The sequence below is a fragment of the Streptomyces sp. SudanB52_2052 genome, assembly GCF_964272415.1.
Taxonomy (GTDB): Bacteria; Actinomycetota; Actinomycetes; order Streptomycetales; family Streptomycetaceae; genus Streptomyces; species Streptomyces olindensis.
Genome location: NZ_OZ186796.1, coordinates 6,163,123 through 6,185,740, shown reverse-complemented (window position 1 = coordinate 6,185,740; position 22,618 = coordinate 6,163,123). Strand labels below are relative to the sequence as shown.

Sequence of the window (22,618 nt, the reverse complement as noted above, 5' to 3'; positions counted from 1 at the left end):
TGCGCGCCCGCCAGATCTCACACAGGACGTTTGTTGACAACGGTTTCCATATTTGTTGAAAATGAGTGTCATGAACGTACGACGACGCCTCATACCCGCCGCCCTGGCCTCCGCTCTCGGCCTGGGCGCCCTGACCGCCTGCTCCAGCGACAGCGCGGCGACGGGCAACACGGACAAGTTCGACGTCGTCGCGTCGTTCTATCCGATGGCCTTCCTCGCCGAGCAGATCGGCGGGGAGCACGCGAACGTCACCAGCCTGACCGAACCCGGCCAGGAACCGCACGACCTGGAGATCAGCACCAAGCAGCGGGCACAGCTGGAAGAGGCCGACGCGGCGCTCTTCCTCAAGGGCCTCCAGCCCGCCGTCGACGAGGCCGTCGGGCAGACCGGCATCAAGACGAAGATCGACGCGGCCACGCTCACCACCCTCGAGGACCACGGCACCGGCGGCCACAGCCACGAGGGCGAGGAGGGCCACGCCGAAGAAGGCCACGCCGAGGAGAGCCACGCGGAGGAGGGCCACTCCGAGGAGGAGGAGCACGCCCGCGACCCGCACGTCTGGCTCGACCCGGTGAAGTACGCCGAGATCGCGCAGGGCGTCGGCAAGGCCTTCGAGAAGGCCGACCCGGACCACGCGGCCGACTACAAGAAGAACACCGAGGCCCTGGTCGAGAAGCTGAACGGCCTCAACGGCGAGTTCGAGAACGGCCTGAAGGACACGAAGACCAAGGTCTTCTTCACCAACCACGCCGCCTTCGGCTACCTCGCCGAGCGCTACGGCCTCACCCAGGAGGCCATCTCCGGCCTCGACCCCGAGAGCGAGCCCAGCGGCGCCCGGGTCAGGGAGCTCCAGCAGGAGGCCAAGGCCGAGGGCGTCACCACCGTCTTCTACGAGACACTGGTCTCCGACAAGACCGCCAAGACCCTCGCCAAGGACGCGGGCCTGAAGACCGATGTCCTCGACCCGCTCGAGGGCATCACCGACAAGTCCCGCGGCGACGACTACTTCCAGGTCATGCGAGCCAACCTCAAGGCCCTGCAGACGGCCCTGGGAACCAAGTGACCCACCCTTCGGAGGACGGCATGAACGAGCCCGTCGTATCCCTGCGCGGCGTCCGCGCCGACCTGGGCTCGCGCCCCGTCCTGCGCGGCATCGACCTCACCGTGCGCCGCGGTGAGGTCGTCGCGCTGCTCGGCGCGAACGGCTCCGGCAAGTCGACGGCCGTGCGCAGCGTCATCGGCCAGGTGCAGACCGGCGCCGGCGAGATCGAGCTGTTCGGCACGGACCGCCGGCGGTTCCGCGACTGGCACCGCGTGGGCTACGTCCCGCAGCGCACCACGGCCGCGTCCGGCGTGCCCGCGACGGTGACCGAGGTGGTGCTCTCCGGCCGTCTGTCCCGGGCCCGCTTCGGCATGCTGCGCAAGGCGGACCACGCGGCCGTGCGCAAGGCCCTGGAGCTGGTCGGCATGGCGGACCGGGCCAAGGACCCGGTCGACGCCCTCTCCGGCGGTCAGCACCAGCGCGTCCTCATCGCCCGCGCGCTCGTCTCCGGGCCCGAGCTGCTGATCATGGACGAGCCGATGGCCGGCGTCGACCTCGCCAGCCAGGAGGTGCTCGCGCACACGCTCCGGGAGCAGGTCTCCGAGGGCACCACGGTCCTGCTCGTGCTGCACGAACTGGGCCCCCTGGAGCCCCTCATCGACCGGGCCGTCGTGCTGCGCGACGGCTGCGTCGTCCACGACGGGCCGCCCCCGAAGGCCGTCGGGCAGCACGCCCTGCCCGGCCACGACCACGTACACCCGCACGCACCGGCGGGCGCCGAACCGATCCGCACGGGACTGCTGAGCTGATGGACTTCCTCGACTACGCCTTCATGCAGCGGGCGCTGCTCGCCGCCGTCCTGGTCGGCATCACCGCCCCCGCGGTCGGCATCTACCTCGTGCAGCGCCGCCAGGCCCTGATGGGCGACGGCATCGGCCACGTCGCGATGACCGGCGTCGGCCTCGGCTTCCTGCTGTCCTGGTCCCCGGTGTGGATGGCGACCCTCGTCTCCGTCCTCGGCGCCGTCCTCATGGAGCTGATCCGCTGGTACGGAAAGACCCGCGGCGACATCGCCCTCGCGATGCTCTTCTACGGCGGCATGGCCGGCGGTGTGATGTTCATCAACCTCGCGCCGACGGGCTCCAACGCCAACCTCACCTCGTACCTGTTCGGCTCCCTGTCGACGGTGTCCGAGTCGGACGTCACGGCCATCTGCGTCCTGGCCGCCTTCGTCGTGCTGGTCACGCTCGGCCTGCGCCGGCAGTTGTTCGCGGTCAGCCAGGACGAGGAGTTCGCGCGGGTGACGGGCCTGCCGGTGCGCGCCCTGAACCTGCTGACGGCGATCACCGCGGCCGTCACGGTCACGGTGGCGATGCGCGTGGTCGGCCTGCTGCTGGTCAGCGCGCTCATGGTGGTGCCCGTCGCGGCCGCCCAGCAGATCGGCCGCAGCTTCGCCGCGACGTTCGCGATCGCCGTCGCCACCGGGGTGAGCGTGACGATCGGCGGCACGGTCACGTCGTACTACCAGGACGTGCCGCCCGGCGCGACGATCGTGCTGCTGACCATCGGCGCGTTCATCGTGCTGACGGTGCTCGCAGCCCCGCTGGCCCGCCGCCGCGCCCGGGCCCGGACCGCCGCGCACGCCACCGCGGATCCGGCGGAGTGTGCAATTCCGGCCAGCCGGGAGGCCACCGACGAGGTCGGCGTCTGACCGCCCCCACCCCGGGCTGGCACAATGGCCCGGGCAAGGCAGACGTGAGGAGGCAACGGTGACGACCGCTGGACCGTCCGTGAAGGGCCGCGCCACCAAGCAGCGTGCCGCCGTGGCGGCGGCCCTGCAGGAGGTCGACGAGTTCCGCAGCGCGCAGGAACTGCACGACATGCTCAAGCACAAGGGCGACTCGGTCGGGCTCACCACGGTCTACCGCACCCTGCAGTCCCTCGCCGACGCCGGTGAGGTCGATGTCCTGCGCACCGCCGACGGCGAGTCCGTCTACCGCCGCTGCTCCACCGACGACCATCACCACCACCTCGTGTGCCGCAGCTGCGGCAAGGCCGTCGAGGTGGAGGGACCGGCCGTGGAGAAGTGGGCCGAGGCCATCGCCGCGGAGCACGGCTTCGTGAACGTGGCCCACACGGTGGAGATCTTCGGCACCTGCGCGGATTGCGCGGCGAAGACGGCTTGACACGTTCGGGGGCGCACAGCGCCCCCGAAGGCTTCTACTGCTGCTTGCCCTCCATGGCCAGCAGCTCCTCGTTCGGGATGGCCCCGCCGAAGCGCCGGTCCCGGGAGGCGAACTCCAGGCACGCCCGCCACAGGTCACGCCGGTCGAAGTCCGGCCACAGCACGTCCTGGAAGACCATCTCGGCGTAGGCGCTCTGCCAGATCAGGTAGTTCGAGGTGCGCTGCTCGCCGCTCGGGCGCAGGAACAGGTCCACGTCCGGCATGTCCGGGTAGTACATGTACTTCGCGAAGGTCTTCTCGTTGACCTTCGACGGGTCGAGCTTCCCGGACCGCACATCCTCCGCCAGCGCCTGCGCCGCGTCCGCGATCTCGGCACGGCCCCCGTAGTTCATGCAGAAGTACAGGGTCAGCCGGTCGTTGCCCTTGGTCTGCTCCTGGGCGATCTGGAGCTCCTTCGCGACGGACCGCCACAGCTTCGGCATCCGCCCGACCCAGCGCACCCGGACCCCCAGCTCGTCGAGCTGGTCGCGGGTCTTGCGGATGAAGTCCCGGTTGAAGTTCATCAGGAAGCGCACCTCTTCGGGCGAGCGCTTCCAGTTCTCGGTGGAGAAGGCGTACAGGGAGATGGCGCCCACGCCCATCTCGATGGCGCCCTGCAGCACGTCCAGCACGCGCTCGGCGCCGACCTTGTGCCCCTCGGTGCGCGGCAGCCCGCGGTCCTTGGCCCAGCGGCCGTTGCCGTCCATGACGATCGCCACATGCTGCGGTACGAGCTCCCCGGGGAGCTTCGGCGGCCGCGCGCCGGACGGGTGCGGCTCCGGCGTCCTGTACTCCCGGCGCTGCCGCCCCAGGATCCCGCGTACGGCCATGTGTTTCTCGTCTCCTCGTGCTTGCTTGTCTCGTGCTTGCTTGGCTTACTTCTCGACGTAGCGCAGCGAGCGCAGCCCGCGCTCCATGTGCCAGTGCAGATAGGCCGACACCAGCCCGCTGCCCTCCCGGACGTAGCGCGCCTCGCACGCGTCCGCGGTCTCCCAGTCTCCCGTAAGCAGGGCGCCGAGGAGTTCCAGGGCCTGGGGCGAGGGTACGACGCTGCCGGGCACCCGGCAGTCCACGCAGACGGAACCGCCCGAGGCGACCGAGAAGAAGCGGTTGGGCCCGGGCATTCCGCACTTCGCGCAGTCGGTGAAGCTGGGGGCGTATCCGTTGACGGCGAGGGACCGCAGCAGGAACGCGTCCAGCACGAGATGCGGCGCGTGCTCTCCCCGGGCGAGGGTGCGCAGCCCGCCCACGAGCAGCAGGTACTGCTGCACGGCCGGCTCCCCCTCGTGGTCGGTGAACCGTTCGGCGGTCTCCAGCATGGCGGTGCCGGCGGTGTACCGCGCGTAGTCACTCACGATGCCGCCGCCGTACGGCGCGATGGTCTCGCTCTGCGTGCACAGCGGCAGGCCGCGGCCGACGAGCTCGCTGCCCTTCGCGAAGAACTGCACGTCGACGTGGGAGAAGGGTTCGAGGCGCGCACCGAACTTCGACTTCGTCCGGCGCACGCCCCGGGCCACGGCCCGTACCCGGCCGTGACCGCGTGTGAGCAGCGTGATGATCCGGTCCGCCTCACCCAGCTTCTGGGTGCGCAGCACGATGCCGTCGTCGCGGAACAGACTCATGGGGCCATTCTCGCCTACGCGGCGACCTCCCGGCCCGCGAGGTGGGTCAAGGTACCTCCCCCCGACTGCGTGCGTTGGCGTACGCGGTCGCCGCGCGCAGCCGCTCGGCCGGGGTGGCGTGCCGGACGGCGCCGGGGTCGGCGTCCCACTCCTTGCCGCCCCCGTACGGCCTCAGCTGCACATAGGGCCCCTCATGCCCCATGACGATGCCGAGGCGTCCGCTGCGGGTGTCCACGACGTACGCGCCGACCGGGGGCTTCATCGCAGCACCGCCGCGAGCAGCCGGGTGGTCTCCACGGTGCACCGGCCCAGTTCCACGAGCGGGCAGGGCGCTTTCCGCGCAAGACTCACCGGGTCGAGCCCGAGTGACGGCAGGATAATTCCGGCCTTGGCGAGTTCTGCCCGCAATTCTTTCACCGCATCCTCCGCTTCTTCGACGCAGAGCGCCGAGTGTCGTGCCTCCACCGTGCTCCCCTTCCTTTTGGGATTTCACTCTTCGCATCCCTGTGGTGACGCTCCGCGTCTACACTCGGGAAGGGTCTGTGCCCCTACAACTGCGGCGCGGCACACAGGGGTTCGGCAATGGCCAACGGTTCCTGGGACTTTGGCCTGCGTTCTTTCCCGGGTCGTCGTGCGGGAAGCCGATGGACCACAATCGGGCCGTGGATGCGCGTATAGCGGCGAAGAAGGCACGGCCGGACCGGCTGCCGGAACCGGAATGGTCCATGCGTCCGGCGGAACCGGCCGACGTCGAGCCGATAGCGGAACTGCGGGCGGTGGTGATGCGCCCCGACCTGGAGCGGCTGGGCCGTTTCGACGAGCACCGGGTCAGGCAGCGCTTCCGCGACGGCTTCTCCCCGCGGCACACGTCGGTCATCCTGGCCGGCGGCGGCTTCGCGGGCAGCGTCGCGCTGCGCCCCGCCGAGGACTGCCACTGGCTGGAGCACTTCTACCTCGCCCCGGGCCTGCACGGCCGGGGCCTGGGCTCGGCCGTCCTGCGCACCCTGCTGGACGGGACGGACGCCACCGGCGCACTCGTCCGCCTGAACGTCCTGCGGGGCAGCTCGGCCCAACGCCTGTACGCCCGCCACGGCTTCACGGTCGAGAGCCAGGACCCGGTCGACGTCTTCATGCTGAGGCACCCGGCGGACAAGCCCTAGGCCCCCGGCCCGTTGCCCCGATCCGTCCAGCGGCCGATGACCGGGCGGCAGCCGGCGTGGGAAAGTCCCCGTACCGCAACCTCGCGAGCCACGCCTCCACGGGAGGGGAGTTCGGGCTGTACAAGGTGGACCTGGGGCCGAAGGCGCCGGGTGCGAAGACGCACTTCCACCGGAGCATTTCCGAGTCCTTCTACGTGCTGTCCGGCGAGATCGAGCTGTACGACGGCGAGCGCTGGGTCACCGGGCGGCAGGGCGATTTCCTGTACGTGCCGGTCGGCGGGCTGCACGCGTTCCGGAACGACAGCGACGACCCCGTCTCCATGCTGATGCTGTTCTCGCCGGGCGCCCCGCGCGAGGAGTACTTCGAGCGGGTCGCCGAGTTCGCGCGGCGCGGCGGGGAGGAACTCCGGGAGTTCCAGGTGCGGCACGACAGCTTCTTCATCCAGTAGGGGGTAAACCCCCTGAGATATCCGGCAGTTGCCCGGATGTGGAGCGGGGCGGGGAGCCGTCAGGCTCGGGGCATGAAACAGATCACGCGCAATGCCTCACTGCTGGCGGCCTCCGCCGTCCTGGTCGGGCTCGCGGTCCCGCTGACCGCGTCCGCGGACGAGCCCCCGGCCGCCGTGCCTCCCGCGCTCGCCTGGACCGACTGCGAGGGCAGCGGCCTCGACCCCAGACAGCGGTGCGCCACCGTGGACGTCCCCATGGACCACTCCGACCCCGACGGCCGGACGATCGAGATCGCCGTCTCCCGCATCCCCGCCGAGAAGCCCTCGGCGCGCCGGGGCACGCTGTTACTCATCCCGGGCGGCCCCGGCGGCCACAGCCTCCGCGACCCGTCCGGCAAGGGGCAGCAGCTGCCGCAGAAGGTGCGGGACGCCTACGACCTCGTCGGGTTCGCGCCGCGCGGCATGGCGCCCTCCACCGCTGTCGACTGCGAGCTCGACCCCGCCGACCTCAGCATGACCAAACGGCTGCCCTGGCCGGGCACGGACGGTTCCGTCGCCGGGAACCTGGCCACGGCACGGCGTACGGCCGAGGCCTGCGCCCGCAACGGCGGCGAGCTGATCCGGCACATCAGCACCGCCAACGAGGCCCGCGACCTCGACCGCGTCCGGGCCGCCCTCGGCGAGCGGAAGATCTCCGCCTGGGGCGTCTCGTACGGCACGTACGTCGGCGCCGTCTACAGCCAGTTGTTCCCGCACCGCACCGACCGCATCGTGCTGGACAGCAACAACGACCCGGACCCCACCCGTGTCACCCGCGGCTGGCTCGCCGCCTTCGAGACCGGCGTCGAGGACAACTTCCCCGAGTTCGCGCGGTGGGCGTCCCGGCCCGGCAATCCGTACCGGGTGGCCGGAACGCCCGCCGAGGTCCGCTCCGGCTTCCTGAGCCTGGCGGCCCGCCTGGACCGCGAGCCCCTCCCCTGGCCCGGCGCGAACCCGCCCCGGCTCGACGGCAACGCACTGCGCCAGACCATGCTGACCAACCTCTACGACCCCGACGACTACCCGGTCCTGGCGAAGGCGATCCTGGCCGCCCGCAAGGGCACCGTGCCGCCCGCGCCGGAGTCCCCGCCCGAGTCGGTGCTGCAGAACGCGGCCGCGGTCGGCGTCGGCACGATCTGCAACGACGTCGACTGGCCCAAGTCCGCCGCCGCGTACCAGAGGGACGTCGACGAGAGCCGGGTGACGCACCCGCTGACCGCGGGCATGCCGCGCGGGCCGATGGTGTGCGCCGCCTGGCCGTTCACGCCCAAGGAGCCGGCCGTCCGGGTCACCGACCGCGGGCCGTCCAACATCCTGCTCGTGCAGAACGAGCGGGATGTCGCCACCCCGCTCAGCGGTGCGCTGAAGCTCCGCCGGGCGCTCGGCGACCGGGCCGTCATGGTCACCGTCAACTCCACCGGCCACGACGCCTACCTCGCCAACGGCAACGCCTGCGGCGACCGGACCGTCTCCCGCTTCCTGGCCACCGGGAAGCGGCCCGGATCCGACCTGTACTGCGCGTGACGTCAGCGGTGGCCCGCCGCCCCGTACCGGCGGGCCACCGCGTGGAACGCCTCCTTCGGCTCCCAGTGCCAGCCGGAGGCGGGGTCGTCCGGGCGGTCCTTGACGGCCTTCGTGATGGCGTACGTCGCCATGTCGAGGTCGAGGCGGGGCTCGTCCGGGCGGTGCGGGGCGTCGGCGCTGACGAACTCGAAGACCATCGCCGCGTACAGGCCCATCGACGTGAAGACGTCCAGCAGTTCGCCCAGGTACGCGGCCTGGACGCGCTCGCTGCGGACGAGGTCGCCCTTGATCTCCGGCGGCTCCTTGTCGTAGTCGACGACGTCCCAGCCCATGCCGCCGGTCTCGGGAGCGCCGACGTAGGCGCACGTGCCGAACTCGGTGATGGCGAGCGGCTTGCCCCAGCGCAGGTACCGCTTCAGCTCGCGGACGTGGTCGGACCGCTTCTCGAAGTGGGAGTAGTAGTCGATGCCGACGATGTCGAAGAGGCTCCAGTCCGGGTCGTCGATGGACTGGGCGGCGGCGTAGCTGAGGTTGCCCCCGAAGACGGAGCGGCCGGTCCGCGCGGCCTTCGCCGTGAAATCGGCGAGCCGGCGCATCGTCCGCGGCCAGTCGACCGTGCCGTTCTGCAGGTTCCTGATCCGCTCCAGGACCGTCTCGCCCGGCAGGATGCCGGGGACGAACAGCCAGAACTCGCAGCCGACGCTGAGGTCGACGCTCGCGCCCTGCCGCCGCAGCCGCTCCGCGAACCGGCCGGTCTCGGCGAGGTGCTCCAGGATGTCCCGCTGCGGGGCGTCCCCGAGGGTCGGCTGCAGCCACACGTGCAGCCCGCGTTCGGCGGCTTCGGCGGCGGTGGCGGTGAGCCGCTCGACGCCGTCCCCCGTGACGTCGATGGTGTCGGCGTGCAGGTCGTCACGGATGGCCCGCACATCGGCCCGCATCCGGTGAGCGCTCCACGCGGTCCCCGGCGTCTCCCCCGCTCCGACCGTGTAGACGACGCCCCGCCTGCGCAGCCCCCCGCTGCCGTGCCGGGCGTCCGCCGCCCGGGCCCGTCCCACCGGTGCGGCCGCCCCCGCGACCCCGACCGCGGCCGCGCCGGCCAGGAACCGCGCCCGGCTGATGCCCTTCGCCTGCTTGCTCCCCGTGGTCTCTGCCATGCCTCTCACTGTGGCGAGGCGGGCGCCGGTCCGCTGTCGGCCGTCGGTCTACGGCGGCGCGACCAAGGTATGAGGTGTCCTGCCGAAGGAGGGGCTCACCCCTCGGCGAAGCGGCGTACGTACCGCCGCTGCCAGGGCGTTTCCACCGCGTGCCGGTCGTAGTGCCGGCGGACGTACGCCACCGCCTCCTCGCCGGGGACGCCGTCCAGGACCGCGAGGCAGGCCAGGGCCGTGCCCGTGCGCCCCCGTCCGCCCCCGCAGGCGATCTCCACGCGCTCCCCGGCGGCCCGCTCCCACGCCACCAGCAGGGCCGTGCGGGCGGCCGCCCGGTCCGCCGGGAGCCGGAAGTCGGGCCAGCGGATCCAGCCCCACTCCCAGGGCACCTCGGGCGGCTGCCTGCCGAGCAGGTAGAGGCCGTAGGAGGGTAGGGGCGCGGTGGCGTCCAGGGGGCGGCGGAGGCCTCGCCCCCGCACGGCCCGGCCGGACGGCAGCCGCAGGACACCGGCGTCGCTCTCACTCCACAGTTCGCCCACGCCCGTCATCATCCCCCGCGGTCGCCGGGCGGGGCGCGGAAATCAGCCCACTCCCCGTGACTGCTCCGCCGCCCGCGCCTCGATCCCCCGGAAGTGGACGGCCATGGCCCGCTGCGCCCCCTCCGCGTCGCGGGCGCGCAGCGCCCTGACGATGTCGCGGTGGCGGCGGGCGGTCGTCTCGGGGGACGGCTCGTCGGGCCGGCCGCGGGCGCCGGAGACCCGGCGGAAGACCGTCCAGAAGGCGGCGAGGAGCTGCGGCACGAGGTCGTTGCCGAGGGAGGCGTACAGGACCTCGTGGAACTCGCGGTCGAGGTCGGAGAAGGAGCGGCCCGGGCCCGCGGTGTCCGCACCGCCGGTGCCGGTGCCGGCGGCCGACTCCATCCGGGCCACCACGTCCTCCAGCGTGTCCAGTTCCGCCTCGGTGACCGTCGCGGCCACCCGGCGGATCAACCCCACCTCCAGCACCTCGCGGACCTGGAGGATCTCGGCGAGGGCGGCGGTGTCGTCGTCGTGCCGGGCCAGGGTGCGGAAGGTCAGGCCGTCGACGAGCGGGGTGAGGGAGGCCCGGCCGACGTAGGTGCCGTAGCCGTGTCTGATCTCGACGATGTCGAGGGCCTGGAGGGCCTTGAGGGCCTCGCGGACGGAGTTGCGGCTGACGCCGAGGGCGTCCATCAGCTCTGCCTCGGTGGGCAGCGGCGCGCCGGCGGTGAGCCTGCGGTCGAGGATGAGCTGCACGACCTGGCGCTGTATCCGGCTGGTCCTGGGCTCCTCGGACATGCGCCGCATCGTACGCGCCCCGGACGTCCCACGTCCCACCTCTGGCGGTACCCGGTACCGGACCGCCCCTGATAAGCCGTCAACTCACCCCATTCACAGCGCCATTGGTCCGACCTCTGGCAGATACGCCATTCGTGTGCGATCCCTTGACCGCCCCCACGGGCGCTCCTATGGTCGCGCTGACCGCAGGACGTAGGACGTCGTATCTCCTCAGCTCTTCCCCTTTCCAGGCCTCTCCGCTTTCCAGACCTCTCCGCTGGAGGACCCGTGCGCGACGTGACCCACGACGTGCCGGCGCTGCACCGCCGGTCGTTCCTGAAGTACACCGGCGCGCTGGGCGCGGCCGCCGCCGTCTCCGCGTCGCTGTCGGCCTGTTCGTCCGGGCCCGAGTCCACGAACGACACCGGGGAGGGCGGCAGCGGGGCGAACCGGACGCTCACGGCGGTGATCGGCTACGGCAACGACGGCAGCTGGGACCCCACCCAGACGGCGTCCGCGTTCTGCATGGCCGCCAACAACCACATCTACGAGGGCCTGCTGGACACGGACCCGATCTCCCGGGAGCCGTACGCGGCCCTGGCGACCGAGGTGCCGAAGGACCCGGACGCCACGTCCTGGAAGTTCACGCTCCGGGACGGTGCCACGTTCCACGACGGCAAGCCCGTGACCGCCGACGACGTGGTCTTCGTCTTCGACCGGATCCTCGACCCGGACACCCAGACCCTCGCCAAGGGCTTCTTCGCGAGCTGGCTGAAGGAGGTCCGGAAGATCGACGCGCGGAACGTCGAGCTGGTGCTCAAGTTCCCGTTCCCAGACGGGCTTTCCCGGCTGACGCTCGCCAAGATCATGCCGAAGCACGTGTTCTCGCGGCCGGGCGCCTGGGACGACGCCATCAAGGGCAAGGCGATCGGCTCGGGCCCGTACCGGCAGACCGCGCACCACCCGAAGTCCAACACCACCTTCGAGGCGTTCGCCGACTACAACGGCCCGCGCAAGCCCGCCTTCGCGAAGATGAACTGGCTGACCATCGTGGACGCGGCGCCCCGCGTCGCGAAGATCTCCGGGTCGAGCGCGGGCGCGCAGATCGCGGACAACATCCCGTACGCCAACATCGGGCAGCTGGAGAGCAGCGGGCTGACGGTCGCCGGCGGGGCCGGGATGAACAACCTGTTCCTGATGTTCAACACGCAGCACAAGCCCTTCGACGACGTGCGCGTGCGCCAGGCCCTGCACTACGCCATCGACACCGAGAAGATGGTGGAGGTCGCCCTCAAGGGCCACGGCAAGCCGTCGAGTTCCTTCCTCGACGAGAGCAACCCGTCCTACCGCCGCGCCAAGACCGTCTACGACTACGACCCCGACAAGGCGCAGGCGCTGCTGAAGGAGGCCGGGGTCAAGGGGCTGAGCATCGACATCCTCGCGGTGAACGTGAGCTGGATCGTCGACTGTCTGCCCACCATCAAGTCCTCCTGGGACGCGATCGGCGTGAAGACGACCCTGTCCCCGCAGGAGACCACGGCGGTCTTCACGAAGATGGACCAGAAGCAGGACTACCAGGTCGTGGCCGCCGCCTCGAACCCCAACCAGTTCGGCCTCGACGCCGACCTGATCATGCACTACAACTACGGGCCCGAGAACCTGTGGATGCAGTACACGCGGTGGGCCTCCGACCCGGTCGCCAAGCAGCTCTTCAGGGACATGGACCGGGCGACCCGGGAACCGGACCCGGAGAAGAAGAAGGCGATGGTCCAGGACTACATCGACGTCGTCGCCGAGCAGGCCGTGCTCTACCCGGTCGTCCACAACGAGCTGATGACGGCCTGGGACCCGAAACGGCTCAGCGGCATAAGGGCACAGCCGTACCCGGGCATCAACCTCCTCCAGGCCAAGTGGGCCTAGCGGCATGACGGCCGTCCTGCGGATCCTGCTCCGCCGTGTCGCCCTGCTCGTGCCGCTGATGCTCGGCATCGTGCTGTTCGTGTTCCTGGTGATGCGGTTCTCGGACGTCGACCCGGCGTCCGCGTTCTTCCAGGGCGCCAACCCGACCCCGCAGCAACTCCACGACTTCCGCGAGGAACACGGCCTGCTCGACCCGCTGCCGGTGCGCTACGCCGCCTTCGTCGCCGACCTGCTCCACGGCGACCTGGGCACCAGCGCGCTGACCCGGGCACCGGTGATCGACCAGGTCACCACCGCGCTGCCGCTCACCCTCCAGCTGACCTTCCTGGGACTCGGCATCGCGGTCGTGCTGTCCCTGCTGGGCGGGGTGACGGCGGCGATCTACCGGGACCGGCTGCCCGACCAGATCATCCGGGTCGTGTCGCTCACCGGCGTCGCGGCCCCGGGCTTCTGGCTGGCGCTGCTGATGATCCAGTACCTGGCCGTCGACCTGGGCTGGTTCCCGACCGGCGGCTACATCAACCCGGCCGACTCCTTCACCGGCTGGCTGAAGACCATGACCCTGCCGGCGTTCGCGCTGTCGCTGCCGGTGGCGGCGCAGCTGACCCGGATCGTGCGGACGGCCGTGGTGGAGGAGCTGGACAAGGACTACGTGCGGACGGCGATCGGGAGCGGGCTGCCGCCCCGGGTGGTCGTGGGACGCAACGTGCTGCGGAACGCGCTGATCAACCCGCTCACCGTGCTCGGTCTGCGCGTCGGCTACCTGCTGGGCGGCGCGGTCGTCATCGAGACGATCTTCTCGCTGCCCGGCATGGGCAAGTTGATGATCGACGCCGTGAAGAACGGGGATCCGGCCGTCGTCCAGGGCGTCGTGCTGACCACGGCGGCCGGGTTCGTCGTCGTGAACCTCGTCATCGACATCCTGTACCTGCTGGTCAACCCGCGACTGAGGGATGCGACCACGTGATGACCCGCAAGAGCCTTTCGGAGGCACTGTCCCGGCCCGGTGTGCGGCTGCGCGGCTGGCGCAGGCTGCCGCCGCTGTCGAAGGTCGCCGTCTGTTTCCTGGCGGTCGTCGTCCTGATGGCGCTGCTCGCGCCGCTCCTCGCCCCGCACGACCCGCTCGACCAGCAGCCGCCGGTCGACGGCACCGGGCACCCGTCCGCCGGTCACTGGATGGGCCAGGACAGCCTCGGCCGGGACATCCTCAGCCGGCTGATGTACGGGGCGCGCTGGTCGCTCGCGATCGGGCTCGGCGCGACCGGGCTGGCCCTGGTGGCCGGCGCACTGCTCGGGGCGATCGCCGCGACCTCCCGCAAGGCGGTCGACGAGACGCTGATGCGCTGCCTGGACGTGGTGATGGCGTTCCCGGGCATCGCGCTGGCCGCGGTGCTGGTGGCGGTGTTCGGCGGTGGGATCACGGTGCTGATCTGCGCGATCGCGTTCCTGTTCACGCCACCGGTGGCGCGGGTCGTCCGGGCGAACGTCCTCGACCAGTACGGCGAGGACTACGTGACGGCGGAACGGGTGATCGGTGCCCGGACCCCGCACATCGTGCTGAAGCACGTCGCGATCAACTGCGCCGCGCCCGTGCTGGTGTTCTGCACGGTCCAGGTCGCCGAGGCGATCGTCTTCGAGGCGTCGCTCTCCTTCATCGGGGCGGGCGTACGGCCGCCCGACCCGTCCTGGGGCAGTGTCATCGCGGACGGCAAGAACATGGTGCTGACCGGCGGCTGGTGGGCGACGGTGTTCCCCGGGCTGCTGATGCTGGTCACCGTGCTGTCGCTGAACATCCTGTCCGAGGGCGTGTCCGACGCGTGGGCGGCCCCCTCGGCCCGCGAGGTGGACGCGCCCGAGGGCGACCGGCTTCAGGAGCCGGAGCCCGGCGGCGGGGAGGTCGTGCGGCTGCCCGGCCTGACGGAGGTGGCCCGGCGGCTGCGGTCCCGGGCCCGGCACGTGCCCCGGGACGGGCAGCCGGTGCTGGCGGTGGAGAACCTCGCCATCGGCTTCGACCAGCGGCACGGCGGCGTGGACATCGTGGACGGCATCAGCTTCGAGGTGTACCCCGGTGAGGTGCTCGGCCTGGTCGGCGAGTCCGGCTGCGGCAAGTCCCTCACCGCGCTGGCGATCATGGGGCTCCAGCCGAAGGGGGCGCGCGTCCGCGGCCAGGTCCGCTTCCACCAGCGGGACCTGCTCGCCGAGCCGATGCGCGTACGCCGCAGGCTCCTCGGCCACGAGATGGCGATGATCTACCAGGACGCCCTGTCGTCGCTGAACCCGGCGATGACGATCCGCGCGCAGCTCAAGCAGGTCGTACGGCGGGGCGGGCGGCGCAGTCCCGCCGAGTTGCTCACCCTGGTCGGTCTCGATCCGGAGCGGACCCTGCGCAGCTATCCGCACGAACTGTCCGGCGGGCAGCGCCAGCGCGTCCTGATCGCCATGGCCCTGTCCCGCGACCCGAAGCTGATCGTCGCCGACGAGCCGACGACCGCCCTCGACGTCACCGTGCAGGCGCAGGTCATAGAGCTGCTGTTGCGACTGCGCGAGGAGCTGGGCTTCGCACTGATCCTCGTCTCGCACGACCTGGCGCTGGTCGCGGACGTCACCGACCGGGTGGTGGTGATGTACGGCGGGCAGATCGTGGAGACGGGCGTGACCGCCGACCTCGTGGAAGCCCCGGCCCACCACTACACGCGCGGTCTGCTCGGCAGTGTGCTGTCGCTGGAGTCGGGGCAGGAGCGCATGACGCAGATCAGGGGCGTCGTGCCGTCCCCGGCCGACTTCCCGGCGGGCTGCCGGTTCGCCGACCGGTGTCCCCGGGCGAGCGGGGTGTGCCGGACGACGGCCCCGGTGCCGGCCGGTACGCCGGCGCACACGGCGGCCTGTCACCACCCCGCCATAGAGCTGTCGGCCACCGAGACCGAGGCGGTGTCATGAGCGACCCGGTCGAGACGTCCGCTCCCGCCCTGGTGGAGCTGTCCGACGCCCACGTCGTCCACAAGGCCCGCAGTGGCGGCCTGTTCACCCGGGACCGGGTGTACGCCCTGACCGGCGCCGACCTGACCATCGCGCCCGGCGAGACCATCGGCGTGGTCGGCGAGTCGGGCTGCGGGAAGTCGACGCTGGCCAAGGTGCTGGTGGGGGTGGAGCGGCCGACCCGGGGGACGGTGTCCTTCCGGGGCCGGGACCTGTGGGCGATGCCGGCCGGCGAGCGCCGGAAGGCCGTCGGCGGCAGCACCGGCATGATCTTCCAGGACCCGTCGACGGCTCTGAACCGCCGCCTGACCGTCCGGCAGATCCTGCGGGATCCCCTGGACGTGCACGACCGGGGCACTCGCGCGCAACGTGAGGAGCGAGTCAGGGAGTTGATGTCCCTGGTCGGCCTCCCCCGGGCCCTCGCCGACGCCCTGCCGGGTCAACTGTCCGGCGGGCAGCGGCAGCGTGTCGCGATCGCCCGGGCCCTGGCGCTGGACCCGGACCTGGTGGTGGCCGACGAGCCGACCAGCGCCCTGGACGTGTCGGTGCGGGCCCAGATCCTCAACCTCCTGCTGGACCTGAAGGAACGCCTCGGTCTGGCCCTGGTGTTCGTCTCGCACGACATCCAGACGGTACGGCGGATGAGCGACCGGGTGATCACGATGTACCTGGGCCGGATCGTGGAGGAGTCCCCGGCCACCCTGGTCACCGACCGGGCCCGGCACCCGTACACCCGCGCCCTGTTCTCCGCCACGCCCGGACTGCTCGACCCGATCGACCCGATCCCGCTGACCGGTCCGGTCCCGTCGGCGACACGCCCGCCGAGCGGCTGCCCCTTCCGCACCCGCTGCTGGAAGGCGGACGGGACCTGCGCGGAGGAGATGCCGGGCTTCTCCGCCGCGTCGGCGCCCGCACACCGCTTCCGCTGCCACCATCCTGTCCGGGAGGACGAGTCGACCCGCGACCTCGTCCACCGACGCGACGCGATGGAGGCTCCATGACTTTCACCCCGCTGACCGGTGTCATCCCGCCCGTCTGCACGCCCCTGACACCGGACCGCGAGGTGGACGTCCCCTCGCTGCTGAGGCTGGTCGACCATCTGGTGGCCGGCGGGGTGCACGGACTGTTCGTCCTCGGCTCGACCTCGGAAGCGGCCTATCTGACGGACGCGCAGCGCAGGCGGGTGGTCGAGTCGGTCACGGGGCACCTGGCCGGGCGGCTGCCGGTGCTGGCCGGGGCGATCGACATGACCACGCCCCGGGTCCTGGACCACGTGGCGGCGGTGACCTCGGCGGGCGCGGACGCGGTCGTCGTCACCGCCCCCTTCTACACCCGGACCCACCCGGCGGAGATCGCCCGCCACTACCGCGCGGTCGCCGCCGCGAGCCCCGTCCCGGTCATCGCCTACGACCTCCCCGTCGCCGTCCACACCAAGCTGCCCGCCGACGTGATCCTGGAGCTGGCCGCCGACGGGGTCCTGGCCGGGCTCAAGGACTCCAGCGGCGACCTGGCCGCCTTCCGCCGGGTCGTCACCGGCGCCCGGGACCACCAGGGCATCACCGCCTTCAGTGTGCTGACCGGCTCCGAGCTGATCGTCGACGCGGCCCTGGCGATCGGCGCGGACGGCACGGTGCCCGGCCTCGGCAACGTCGACCCGCACGGCTACGTCCGCCTGGACCGTCTGTGCCGTGACGGGGACTGGGAGGGGGCCCGTGCCGAACAGGAACGCCTGTGCGCCCTGTTCGGCATGGTGACCGTCGGCGACCCGGCCCGCATGGGCCCGAACTCCTCGGCGATCGGCGCCTTCAAGGCCGCGCTGCACCTGCGGGGCGTGATCGACTGCCCGGTCACGGCCGAGCCGCAGGTGCCGCTGTCGCCGGACGAGGTGAAGCGGGTCGGGAAGCACCTGGCCGCGGCCGGGCTGCTCTAGAACGCGTCCGCCGGGAGGCGGCGGAACTCGATCGTCTCGTACGTCCCCCGGACGCCCGTCTCGTAGAGGATCCCCACCGTCTTCCGGCCCAGCGGCACCAGGTCGGAGTAGGCGGCGGGCTGCTCGGAGAGCGTCAGCGCCTTGGTGAAGGTGGCGCCGCCGTCCGTGCTGCGCCAGACGGCCATCGCCCGGCGGGCGGTGGGCACGGACGGGCCGGAGAACAGCAACGGGGCCCGGCGCCCGGGCAGTTGCAGGACGCTGCCCTGGACGACGGGGACGTCGTCCAGGGTGGGCTGGACGGTGTACGGGCGGTCCAGGGACTCCCCGCCGTCGCCCGAGTGGCTGTCGAGGCGGTTGCCGGTGCTCGTGCCGTGCTGGTCCCGGGCGTTGAAGTAGACACGCCCGTCGGCGAGTTGGGCGGCGGTGGACTCGTTGGCGTTGTCCACGCCGTCGTAGGAGTCGTCGACGAAACCGGGCCGCCAGGTCCGGCCGCCGTCGTCGCTGAGGAGGGCGTGGGCGCCGTAGTGGCGGGGTTCCTGGCCGGTGTCGGGGGAGCCGGGCGGCGGGGACGCCGAGTGGTTGGCGGGGACGACCAGGCGGCCCGCGTACGGGCCCCGGGTGAGGGCGATGGCGTGGCCGGGGCCGGTCGCGTACCAGCGCCACGACGGGTGTTTCACCTGCGCGGTGATCTCGCGGGGCGGGGTGAAGTGGCGGCCGTCGTCCCGGCTGCGCTGCACGAACACGCGGCGGCTCTGTTCGGGCGTGACCTCGCCGCGCATGATCTGCGCCTCCGTCACCTTCCCGCTGTTGTAGGAGGTGAGGAGCACGACCGCGCCGGTGCGCGGGTCGACGACGGGTGCCGGGTTGCCCCGGGTGTCCCCGTCCCCGGCGGCGACGACCGTGAGCGGGCCCCAGGTGCAGCCGCCGTCCGGGGAGCGTCTGAGGACGACGTCGATGTCGCCGGTGTCGCCGGCGCCGCCGCGTCTGCCCTCGGCGAAGGCGAGGACCGTGCCCCGGGGCGTGGTGACCGTCGCCGGGATGCGGTAGGTGTCGTAGCCGCCCTCGCCCGAGACGTACGGGACGGAGGACGTGCAGCCGGGGGTGGCCGAGACGGTGGCGGCGCCCGCGGTGAGGGGGGTGAGGAGGACCGAGGTGACCAGGAGGGTGCGGCTGAGGAGTCTCATCCCTCAGATGCTCCCCGGCGTCACCATCCCCGACTCGTACGCGACGATGACCAACTGCGCCCGGTCCCGCGCCGACAGCTTGCCCATGATCCGGCTGACGTGGGTCTTCGCCGTCAGCGGGCTCAGGCCCAACGCATCCGCTATCTCCGTGTTGTTGAGGCCGCGCGCGACCAGCCCGAGCACCTCCCGCTCGCGGTCGGACAGGCACTCCGGTCCGCCGCTCGCCGGGGCCACGGGGCCGCGCAGGAACCGCTCGATCAGCCGTGCCGTGGGCCCGGGCGACAGCAGGGACTCACCGGCCGCGACCGTGCGGATGGCGTCGAGGAGTTCGGCCGGCCTGGTGTCCTTGACCAGGAACCCGGAGGCACCGGCGCGCAGGGCCTCCACGATGTTCTCGTCGGTGTCGTACGTGGTGAGGACCAGGACCCGCACGCCCGCGAGGTCCTCGTCGGCCGCGATGAGCCGGGTCGCCTCGATGCCGTCGAGGTCGGGCATGCGGATGTCCATCACCACCAGGTCGGCGCGTGCGCGGCGGGCCAGTTCGACGGCCTGCCGGCCGGTGGCGGCCTGGCCGACGACCGCCATGTCCCGGGCCGACTCCACCAGCATCGCGAACGCCTCCCGGACCAGGGTCTGGTCGTCCGCGAGCAGCACCCGTATGGTCATCCGGCCCTCTCCCCCGTCGTGGTCAGCGGCAGGACCGCCGTCACCTCGAACCCGCCCCCGGTACGCGGTCCGGCGTCGAGTGTGCCACCCACGCTGCGGGCCCGCTCGCGCATTCCGACGAGCCCGAAGCCCGGGGTGCCGCCCGGGGCCGGTCCCGTGCCGTCGTCGCTGACCCTCAGGTGCAGGGCGCCCTGCCGCTCGTCCAGTTCGACGCGGACGGCCGGTTCGGGCCCGGCGTGCCGTACGGCGTTCGTCAGCGCCTCCTGCACGATGCGGTAGGCGGCGGCGCCGACGGCGGGCGGTGCCTGCCGTATCCGTACGGTCTGCTCGACCCGGGCACCGGCGAGCCGCGCGGCCTCCACGAGGTCGGGCAGGCCGTCGAGGCCGGGCAGCGGGCCGCGGGCGTCCGGGGAGCCGTGCTCGCGCAGCACCTCCAGCGTCGTACGGAGTTCGCCGCGGGCGCTGCGACAGGTCTCCGCGATGTCGTCGAGGGCCTTCGCGACGGTCTCCCGGTCCAGCCGCTCGGGGTCGGCGGACAGCACGTGGGCGGCGACGGAGGTCTGCACGCCGATGAGGGTGATGCTGTGCGCGAGGAGGTCGTGCAGGTCCCGGGCGATCCGCAGCCGCTCCTCGGCGACCCGTCGCCGGGCCTCCTCCTCCCGGGTGCGCTCGGCCCGTTCGGCGCGCTCCACGATCGAGGCGACGTACTGCCGGTAGAAGCGCACGTCGACGCCGCAGAACAGCACGGCGACGACCCAGCCGGACGCCTTCAGCAGTCCCAGCGCCTCCTGCGCGCTGATGGTGAGCAGCACGCCCACCGCCATGGTGATGACGCCGATGCCGACCAGGACGGTGCGCAGCGGCCGGCCGGTGACGGCGACGGTGTACAGGGCGACGTAGGCGGCCTGGGTGGCCGCGGTGTGCGGGTAGTCGAGGAAGTGGTAGGGGAACACGCAGGTGATCACGGCGACCAGGACGAGCACCGGACGGCGGCGGCGCCACACCAGCGGCACGTGGGAGACGAGCAGCAGGGCCCAGCCGAGCGCGTCGGGCCTGCGGCCGTCGTCGACCATGAGCGCGAGGACGGCGGAGAAGCCGGCGACGAGGAAGGCGAGGACCGCGTCGTTGCGGAGGGCGTGCGGGGCGGTCAGCGGATCGCGGTTGATCGCGGCCATGATCCGCTCCGCGGGACGCGACCATGCCGCCGTCGTGGTGGTGGGTGCCTGCACAGGGGTCATCCTCGGCGAGGAAGGCGTCCCTCCGGGAGGGGAGGGACGCCTTCGGTCGGTCAGGGGGCATCCGCGGCCACGGGTTCGCGCTCCTGCGGCGGGGCCGCCCGCTCCGGCGCCCGGGACAGCCTCCCCGGCCACCACATCCGCCGCTTCAGCAGCACACTCGCCGTGGTCACCAGGTACGTCCGCACCAGGAACGTGTCCAGCAGCACCCCCACCGCGATGACGAACCCGAGCTCGACCAGCCCGACCATCGGCAGGGTCGTGAGCACCGCGAACGTCGCGGCGAGCACGACCCCCGCGGAGGCGATGACCCCACCCGTCGTCCGCAGCGCGGTGAGCGCGGCCGCCTCCGGCTCGGCCCCCTTCACGGACTCCTCCCGCATCCGGTGCATCAGGAAGATGCCGTAGTCGACGCCGAGGGCGACCAGGAACACGAACGACAGCAACCCGAGCCCGGGATCCGTCCCCGCGAAGCCGAACACCGGCTCGAAGACCAGCCCCCCGATGCCCAGGGCCGCGCCCCACACCGCGACCACCGCCGCCAGCAGCAGCAACGGCGCGACCAGACTGCGCAACAGTCCGACCAGGATGACGAACACCGCGGCGAGTACCAACGGCACGATCACCTTCCGGTCGCGAGACTCGCTCGCGGCGAGATCGATCTGCTGGGCGCTGGGTCCGCCGACATACGCGCCCTGGGGATCGAGCCCGGCCCGCAGCGCCTCGATGGTGCGGGTCTCGGCCGGTGTCTCCGGCGGCGCGGTGGCGAAGACGGCGATCTCGGTCCAGCCGGCCCCGCTGCGCCCGGGCACCGCCTCGGCGACACCGTCGGTCGCCCGCGCCCGGTCCAGAACCTCGTCCGCGCGGGCGTGGGGCGCCATGACCGTCACGGGCCGGCTGCTGCGCTCGGGGTACTCCCGGGCCAGCGTCTGCATCGCGGTGATCGACTCGGGCCGGTCCGTGAAGGAGTCCTCCTGCTTGAGGCTGCCCGTCAGGTTGAGCGTGCCGAGTGCGAGGGCGCCGAGCAGCGCGGCCCCGCCGACGAGGACGGTCGCGGGCCGGCGCGTCGCCGAGGTGCCCATCGCGGCGAACAGCGACCGCCGGGCCTTGGGCTCGCTGCCGAACGCCGGGATCAGCGGCCAGAAGACGCGCCGCCCGAGCAGTACCAGCACCGCGGGCAGCAGGGTCGTCATGGCGACCAGCGCGGCGAGCACCCCGACCATGCCGACCGGGCCCATGCCGCTGCTGCTGTTGAGGTCGGCGGCGAGCAGGCACAGCAGCCCGGCCGCGACGGTCCCGGAGGAGGCCAGGATGGCCGGCCCGCAGCCGCGCAGGGCGGTGCGCATGGCGTCGTACGGCCGCTCGTGGCGGCGCAGTTCCTCGCGGTAGCGGGCGATGAGCAGCAGCGCGTAGTCGGTGCCGGCGCCGAGCACCAGCACGGTCATCACGCCGCCGCTCTGCCCGGTGACGGTGACGTCGAACAGTTCGTGCAGTCCGTACCCGGCGGCCATCGCCATGGCGGCGGCGACGCCCGCGACGGCGAGCGGGACCAGCCACAGGAAGGGGCTGCGGTAGATGAGGACGAGCAGCACGGTGACGACGCCGAGGGTGGCGAGCAGCAGCGTCGCATCGAGCGTCCCGAACACCTTGTTCATGTCGGTGTTGAGCGCCCCCGGCCCGCCGACCTCGACGCTCAGCCCGCCGCCGCCCTCGGCGATGTCCCGCACCCCGTCGGCGAAGGCGTCCCGGGCCTCCTCGTCCTGGCCCGGCTGGGTGCTGGACACCGGGTACATCACGGTGGAGCCGTCCGCGGACGGAACGCCCCGCGGCTCACTCGTCAGTTCATGGCCGCCGCTCACCTCGGCGACCTGCTCGGCGGCCGTGCGCCGGTCGGCGTCGGTGAGTCCGCCGTCCCGGTGGTAGACGAGCACCAGGTCGGTCGACTCGCCTCCCGGCAACTCGTCCTGGATCCGCGCCACCTGGGTGGAGTCGGCGCTGTCGGGCAGGTAGTCGACCGCGCGGTTCTGCTGGATGTCGGCGAACTTCCCGGCGAGCGGCCCGAGCAGCACGAGCGCGGCGAGCCACAGCCCGACCACCGCCCAGGGCACGGCCCGCCGTCGCCGTGCGGATGTCCTTGTGTCCCCCATCTGCCGAGCTCCCTCCGGTCCGGTTGTCTGGAACGGACTCCAGACTCCCGGCGCACG

The 22,618-nt window shown here is 72.2% G+C and carries 23 protein-coding genes; 12 read left to right on the top strand and 11 right to left on the bottom strand.

Going from position 1 to position 22,618, the window contains the following annotated elements; all coding sequences use genetic code 11:
• The first annotated feature begins 70 nt into the window (after positions 1-70).
• Genes ACSUPV_RS27665 through ACSUPV_RS27650 form a run of 4 tightly spaced genes read left to right on the top strand, consistent with a single transcriptional unit; the run spans position 71 to position 3,228 of the window.
• Positions 71-1,063, top strand: a complete 993-nt coding sequence (locus ACSUPV_RS27665; protein WP_037768136.1) for a metal ABC transporter substrate-binding protein — start codon at positions 71-73, stop codon at positions 1,061-1,063.
• 20 nt (positions 1,064-1,083) lie between these two features.
• Positions 1,084-1,851, top strand: a complete 768-nt coding sequence (locus ACSUPV_RS27660; protein WP_037768310.1) for a metal ABC transporter ATP-binding protein — start codon at positions 1,084-1,086, stop codon at positions 1,849-1,851.
• The gene (locus ACSUPV_RS27655; protein ID WP_436948768.1) at positions 1,851-2,753 is read left to right on the top strand and encodes a metal ABC transporter permease; all 903 of its coding nucleotides are present in this window, start codon (positions 1,851-1,853) and stop codon (positions 2,751-2,753) included. The genes ACSUPV_RS27660 and ACSUPV_RS27655 overlap by 1 nt, the downstream gene beginning before the upstream one ends.
• Before the next feature lie 58 nt (positions 2,754-2,811).
• Positions 2,812-3,228, top strand: coding sequence for a Fur family transcriptional regulator (locus ACSUPV_RS27650; RefSeq protein WP_031111687.1), 417 nt, complete (start codon positions 2,812-2,814; stop codon positions 3,226-3,228).
• 34 nt (positions 3,229-3,262) lie between these two features.
• On the opposite strand, the gene ACSUPV_RS27645 is transcribed toward ACSUPV_RS27650, so the two are convergent.
• Genes ACSUPV_RS27645 through ACSUPV_RS27630 form a run of 4 tightly spaced genes read right to left on the bottom strand, consistent with a single transcriptional unit; the run spans position 3,263 to position 5,353 of the window.
• Entirely contained in the window at positions 3,263-4,096 is an 834-nt protein-coding gene (locus tag ACSUPV_RS27645) for an isoprenyl transferase (protein WP_037768138.1), read from the bottom strand.
• A 45-nt stretch (positions 4,097-4,141) separates the two neighbouring features.
• Positions 4,142-4,888 carry a DNA repair protein RecO gene (gene recO, locus ACSUPV_RS27640; RefSeq protein WP_020273157.1) on the bottom strand — a complete coding sequence of 249 codons (747 nt, stop codon included), beginning with the start codon at positions 4,886-4,888 and terminating at the stop codon, positions 4,142-4,144.
• A gap of 46 nt (positions 4,889-4,934) precedes the next feature.
• On the bottom strand, positions 4,935-5,150 hold the full coding sequence (locus ACSUPV_RS27635; protein WP_031111682.1) for a hypothetical protein: 216 nt from the start codon (positions 5,148-5,150) through the stop codon (positions 4,935-4,937).
• Positions 5,147-5,353, bottom strand: coding sequence for a hypothetical protein (locus tag ACSUPV_RS27630; protein WP_436948767.1), 207 nt, complete (start codon positions 5,351-5,353; stop codon positions 5,147-5,149). The genes ACSUPV_RS27635 and ACSUPV_RS27630 overlap by 4 nt, the downstream gene beginning before the upstream one ends.
• Before the next feature lie 260 nt (positions 5,354-5,613).
• Between ACSUPV_RS27630 and ACSUPV_RS27625 the strand changes: the two genes are divergently transcribed.
• From ACSUPV_RS27625 to ACSUPV_RS27615, 3 genes are all read left to right on the top strand, one after another.
• Positions 5,614-6,048, top strand: a complete 435-nt coding sequence (locus ACSUPV_RS27625) for a GNAT family N-acetyltransferase (RefSeq protein WP_031111680.1) — start codon at positions 5,614-5,616, stop codon at positions 6,046-6,048.
• A 20-nt stretch (positions 6,049-6,068) separates the two neighbouring features.
• Positions 6,069-6,497: a cupin domain-containing protein gene (locus tag ACSUPV_RS27620; protein ID WP_436949948.1), complete on the top strand. Its 429-nt coding sequence runs from the start codon at positions 6,069-6,071 to the stop codon at positions 6,495-6,497.
• Positions 6,498-6,569: 72 nt separating this feature from the next.
• Positions 6,570-8,060, top strand: coding sequence for an alpha/beta hydrolase (locus ACSUPV_RS27615; RefSeq protein ID WP_436948766.1), 1,491 nt, complete (start codon positions 6,570-6,572; stop codon positions 8,058-8,060).
• 2 nt (positions 8,061-8,062) lie between these two features.
• Here the strand turns inward: ACSUPV_RS27615 and ACSUPV_RS27610 are convergent, their stop codons facing one another.
• The 3 genes from ACSUPV_RS27610 to ACSUPV_RS27600 form a co-directional block, all read right to left on the bottom strand.
• On the bottom strand, positions 8,063-9,214 hold the full coding sequence (locus ACSUPV_RS27610; protein WP_359784560.1) for an abortive phage infection protein: 1,152 nt from the start codon (positions 9,212-9,214) through the stop codon (positions 8,063-8,065).
• A gap of 95 nt (positions 9,215-9,309) precedes the next feature.
• On the bottom strand, positions 9,310-9,756 hold the full coding sequence (locus ACSUPV_RS27605) for a protein-tyrosine phosphatase family protein (RefSeq protein ID WP_037768312.1): 447 nt from the start codon (positions 9,754-9,756) through the stop codon (positions 9,310-9,312).
• Positions 9,757-9,789: 33 nt separating this feature from the next.
• Positions 9,790-10,533 carry a FadR/GntR family transcriptional regulator gene (locus ACSUPV_RS27600; RefSeq protein ID WP_031111675.1) on the bottom strand — a complete coding sequence of 248 codons (744 nt, stop codon included), beginning with the start codon at positions 10,531-10,533 and terminating at the stop codon, positions 9,790-9,792.
• Between the two features lie 258 nt (positions 10,534-10,791).
• On the opposite strand from ACSUPV_RS27600, the gene ACSUPV_RS27595 reads away from it, so the two are divergent.
• Genes ACSUPV_RS27595 through ACSUPV_RS27575 form a run of 5 tightly spaced genes read left to right on the top strand, consistent with a single transcriptional unit; the run spans position 10,792 to position 17,329 of the window.
• A complete protein-coding gene (locus tag ACSUPV_RS27595; protein WP_037768158.1) occupies positions 10,792-12,423 on the top strand; it encodes an ABC transporter substrate-binding protein in 1,632 nt (543 codons plus the stop codon).
• A gap of 4 nt (positions 12,424-12,427) precedes the next feature.
• Positions 12,428-13,390 carry an ABC transporter permease gene (locus tag ACSUPV_RS27590; protein ID WP_031111673.1) on the top strand — a complete coding sequence of 321 codons (963 nt, stop codon included), beginning with the start codon at positions 12,428-12,430 and terminating at the stop codon, positions 13,388-13,390.
• Positions 13,390-15,360 carry a dipeptide/oligopeptide/nickel ABC transporter permease/ATP-binding protein gene (locus ACSUPV_RS27585; RefSeq protein WP_436948765.1) on the top strand — a complete coding sequence of 657 codons (1,971 nt, stop codon included), beginning with the start codon at positions 13,390-13,392 and terminating at the stop codon, positions 15,358-15,360. The genes ACSUPV_RS27590 and ACSUPV_RS27585 overlap by 1 nt, the downstream gene beginning before the upstream one ends.
• Positions 15,357-16,400, top strand: a complete 1,044-nt coding sequence (locus tag ACSUPV_RS27580; protein ID WP_436948764.1) for an oligopeptide/dipeptide ABC transporter ATP-binding protein — start codon at positions 15,357-15,359, stop codon at positions 16,398-16,400. The genes ACSUPV_RS27585 and ACSUPV_RS27580 overlap by 4 nt, the downstream gene beginning before the upstream one ends.
• Complete coding sequence (locus ACSUPV_RS27575; protein WP_436948763.1) at positions 16,397-17,329, top strand: dihydrodipicolinate synthase family protein; 933 nt, start codon at positions 16,397-16,399, stop codon at positions 17,327-17,329. The genes ACSUPV_RS27580 and ACSUPV_RS27575 overlap by 4 nt, the downstream gene beginning before the upstream one ends.
• Here the strand turns inward: ACSUPV_RS27575 and ACSUPV_RS27570 are convergent.
• The 4 genes from ACSUPV_RS27570 to ACSUPV_RS27555 are packed head-to-tail and all read right to left on the bottom strand — an operon-like array spanning position 17,326 to position 22,561.
• Entirely contained in the window at positions 17,326-18,513 is a 1,188-nt protein-coding gene (locus ACSUPV_RS27570; protein WP_031111668.1) for a sialidase family protein, read from the bottom strand. The genes ACSUPV_RS27575 and ACSUPV_RS27570 overlap by 4 nt on opposite strands.
• A 3-nt stretch (positions 18,514-18,516) precedes the next feature.
• A complete protein-coding gene (locus tag ACSUPV_RS27565) occupies positions 18,517-19,179 on the bottom strand; it encodes a response regulator transcription factor (protein ID WP_359784573.1) in 663 nt (220 codons plus the stop codon).
• Positions 19,176-20,417 (bottom strand): sensor histidine kinase, encoded by a 1,242-nt coding sequence (locus ACSUPV_RS27560; RefSeq protein WP_051649285.1) that lies wholly within the window; start codon positions 20,415-20,417, stop codon positions 19,176-19,178. The genes ACSUPV_RS27565 and ACSUPV_RS27560 overlap by 4 nt, the downstream gene beginning before the upstream one ends.
• A gap of 50 nt (positions 20,418-20,467) precedes the next feature.
• Positions 20,468-22,561 carry an MMPL family transporter gene (locus tag ACSUPV_RS27555; protein ID WP_436948762.1) on the bottom strand — a complete coding sequence of 698 codons (2,094 nt, stop codon included), beginning with the start codon at positions 22,559-22,561 and terminating at the stop codon, positions 20,468-20,470.
• Positions 22,562-22,618: the final 57 nt, after the last annotated feature.

Coding starts and splice junctions, on each gene's coding strand:
- ACSUPV_RS27665 (WP_037768136.1), top strand. CDS start 71: ATGAACGTACGACGACGCCTCATACCCGCCGCCCTGGCCTCCGCTCTC.
- ACSUPV_RS27660 (WP_037768310.1), top strand. CDS start 1,084: ATGAACGAGCCCGTCGTATCCCTGCGCGGCGTCCGCGCCGACCTGGGC.
- ACSUPV_RS27655 (WP_436948768.1), top strand. CDS start 1,851: ATGGACTTCCTCGACTACGCCTTCATGCAGCGGGCGCTGCTCGCCGCC.
- ACSUPV_RS27645 (WP_037768138.1), bottom strand. CDS start 4,096: ATGGCCGTACGCGGGATCCTGGGGCGGCAGCGCCGGGAGTACAGGACG.
- recO (WP_020273157.1), bottom strand. CDS start 4,888: ATGAGTCTGTTCCGCGACGACGGCATCGTGCTGCGCACCCAGAAGCTG.
- ACSUPV_RS27635 (WP_031111682.1), bottom strand. CDS start 5,150: ATGAAGCCCCCGGTCGGCGCGTACGTCGTGGACACCCGCAGCGGACGC.
- ACSUPV_RS27625 (WP_031111680.1), top strand. CDS start 5,614: ATGCGTCCGGCGGAACCGGCCGACGTCGAGCCGATAGCGGAACTGCGG.
- ACSUPV_RS27615 (WP_436948766.1), top strand. CDS start 6,570: ATGAAACAGATCACGCGCAATGCCTCACTGCTGGCGGCCTCCGCCGTC.
- ACSUPV_RS27610 (WP_359784560.1), bottom strand. CDS start 9,214: ATGGCAGAGACCACGGGGAGCAAGCAGGCGAAGGGCATCAGCCGGGCG.
- ACSUPV_RS27605 (WP_037768312.1), bottom strand. CDS start 9,756: ATGACGGGCGTGGGCGAACTGTGGAGTGAGAGCGACGCCGGTGTCCTG.
- ACSUPV_RS27600 (WP_031111675.1), bottom strand. CDS start 10,533: ATGCGGCGCATGTCCGAGGAGCCCAGGACCAGCCGGATACAGCGCCAG.
- ACSUPV_RS27590 (WP_031111673.1), top strand. CDS start 12,428: ATGACGGCCGTCCTGCGGATCCTGCTCCGCCGTGTCGCCCTGCTCGTG.
- ACSUPV_RS27585 (WP_436948765.1), top strand. CDS start 13,390: ATGACCCGCAAGAGCCTTTCGGAGGCACTGTCCCGGCCCGGTGTGCGG.
- ACSUPV_RS27580 (WP_436948764.1), top strand. CDS start 15,357: ATGAGCGACCCGGTCGAGACGTCCGCTCCCGCCCTGGTGGAGCTGTCC.
- ACSUPV_RS27575 (WP_436948763.1), top strand. CDS start 16,397: ATGACTTTCACCCCGCTGACCGGTGTCATCCCGCCCGTCTGCACGCCC.
- ACSUPV_RS27570 (WP_031111668.1), bottom strand. CDS start 18,513: ATGAGACTCCTCAGCCGCACCCTCCTGGTCACCTCGGTCCTCCTCACC.
- ACSUPV_RS27565 (WP_359784573.1), bottom strand. CDS start 19,179: ATGACCATACGGGTGCTGCTCGCGGACGACCAGACCCTGGTCCGGGAG.
- ACSUPV_RS27560 (WP_051649285.1), bottom strand. CDS start 20,417: ATGACCCCTGTGCAGGCACCCACCACCACGACGGCGGCATGGTCGCGT.
- ACSUPV_RS27555 (WP_436948762.1), bottom strand. CDS start 22,561: ATGGGGGACACAAGGACATCCGCACGGCGACGGCGGGCCGTGCCCTGG.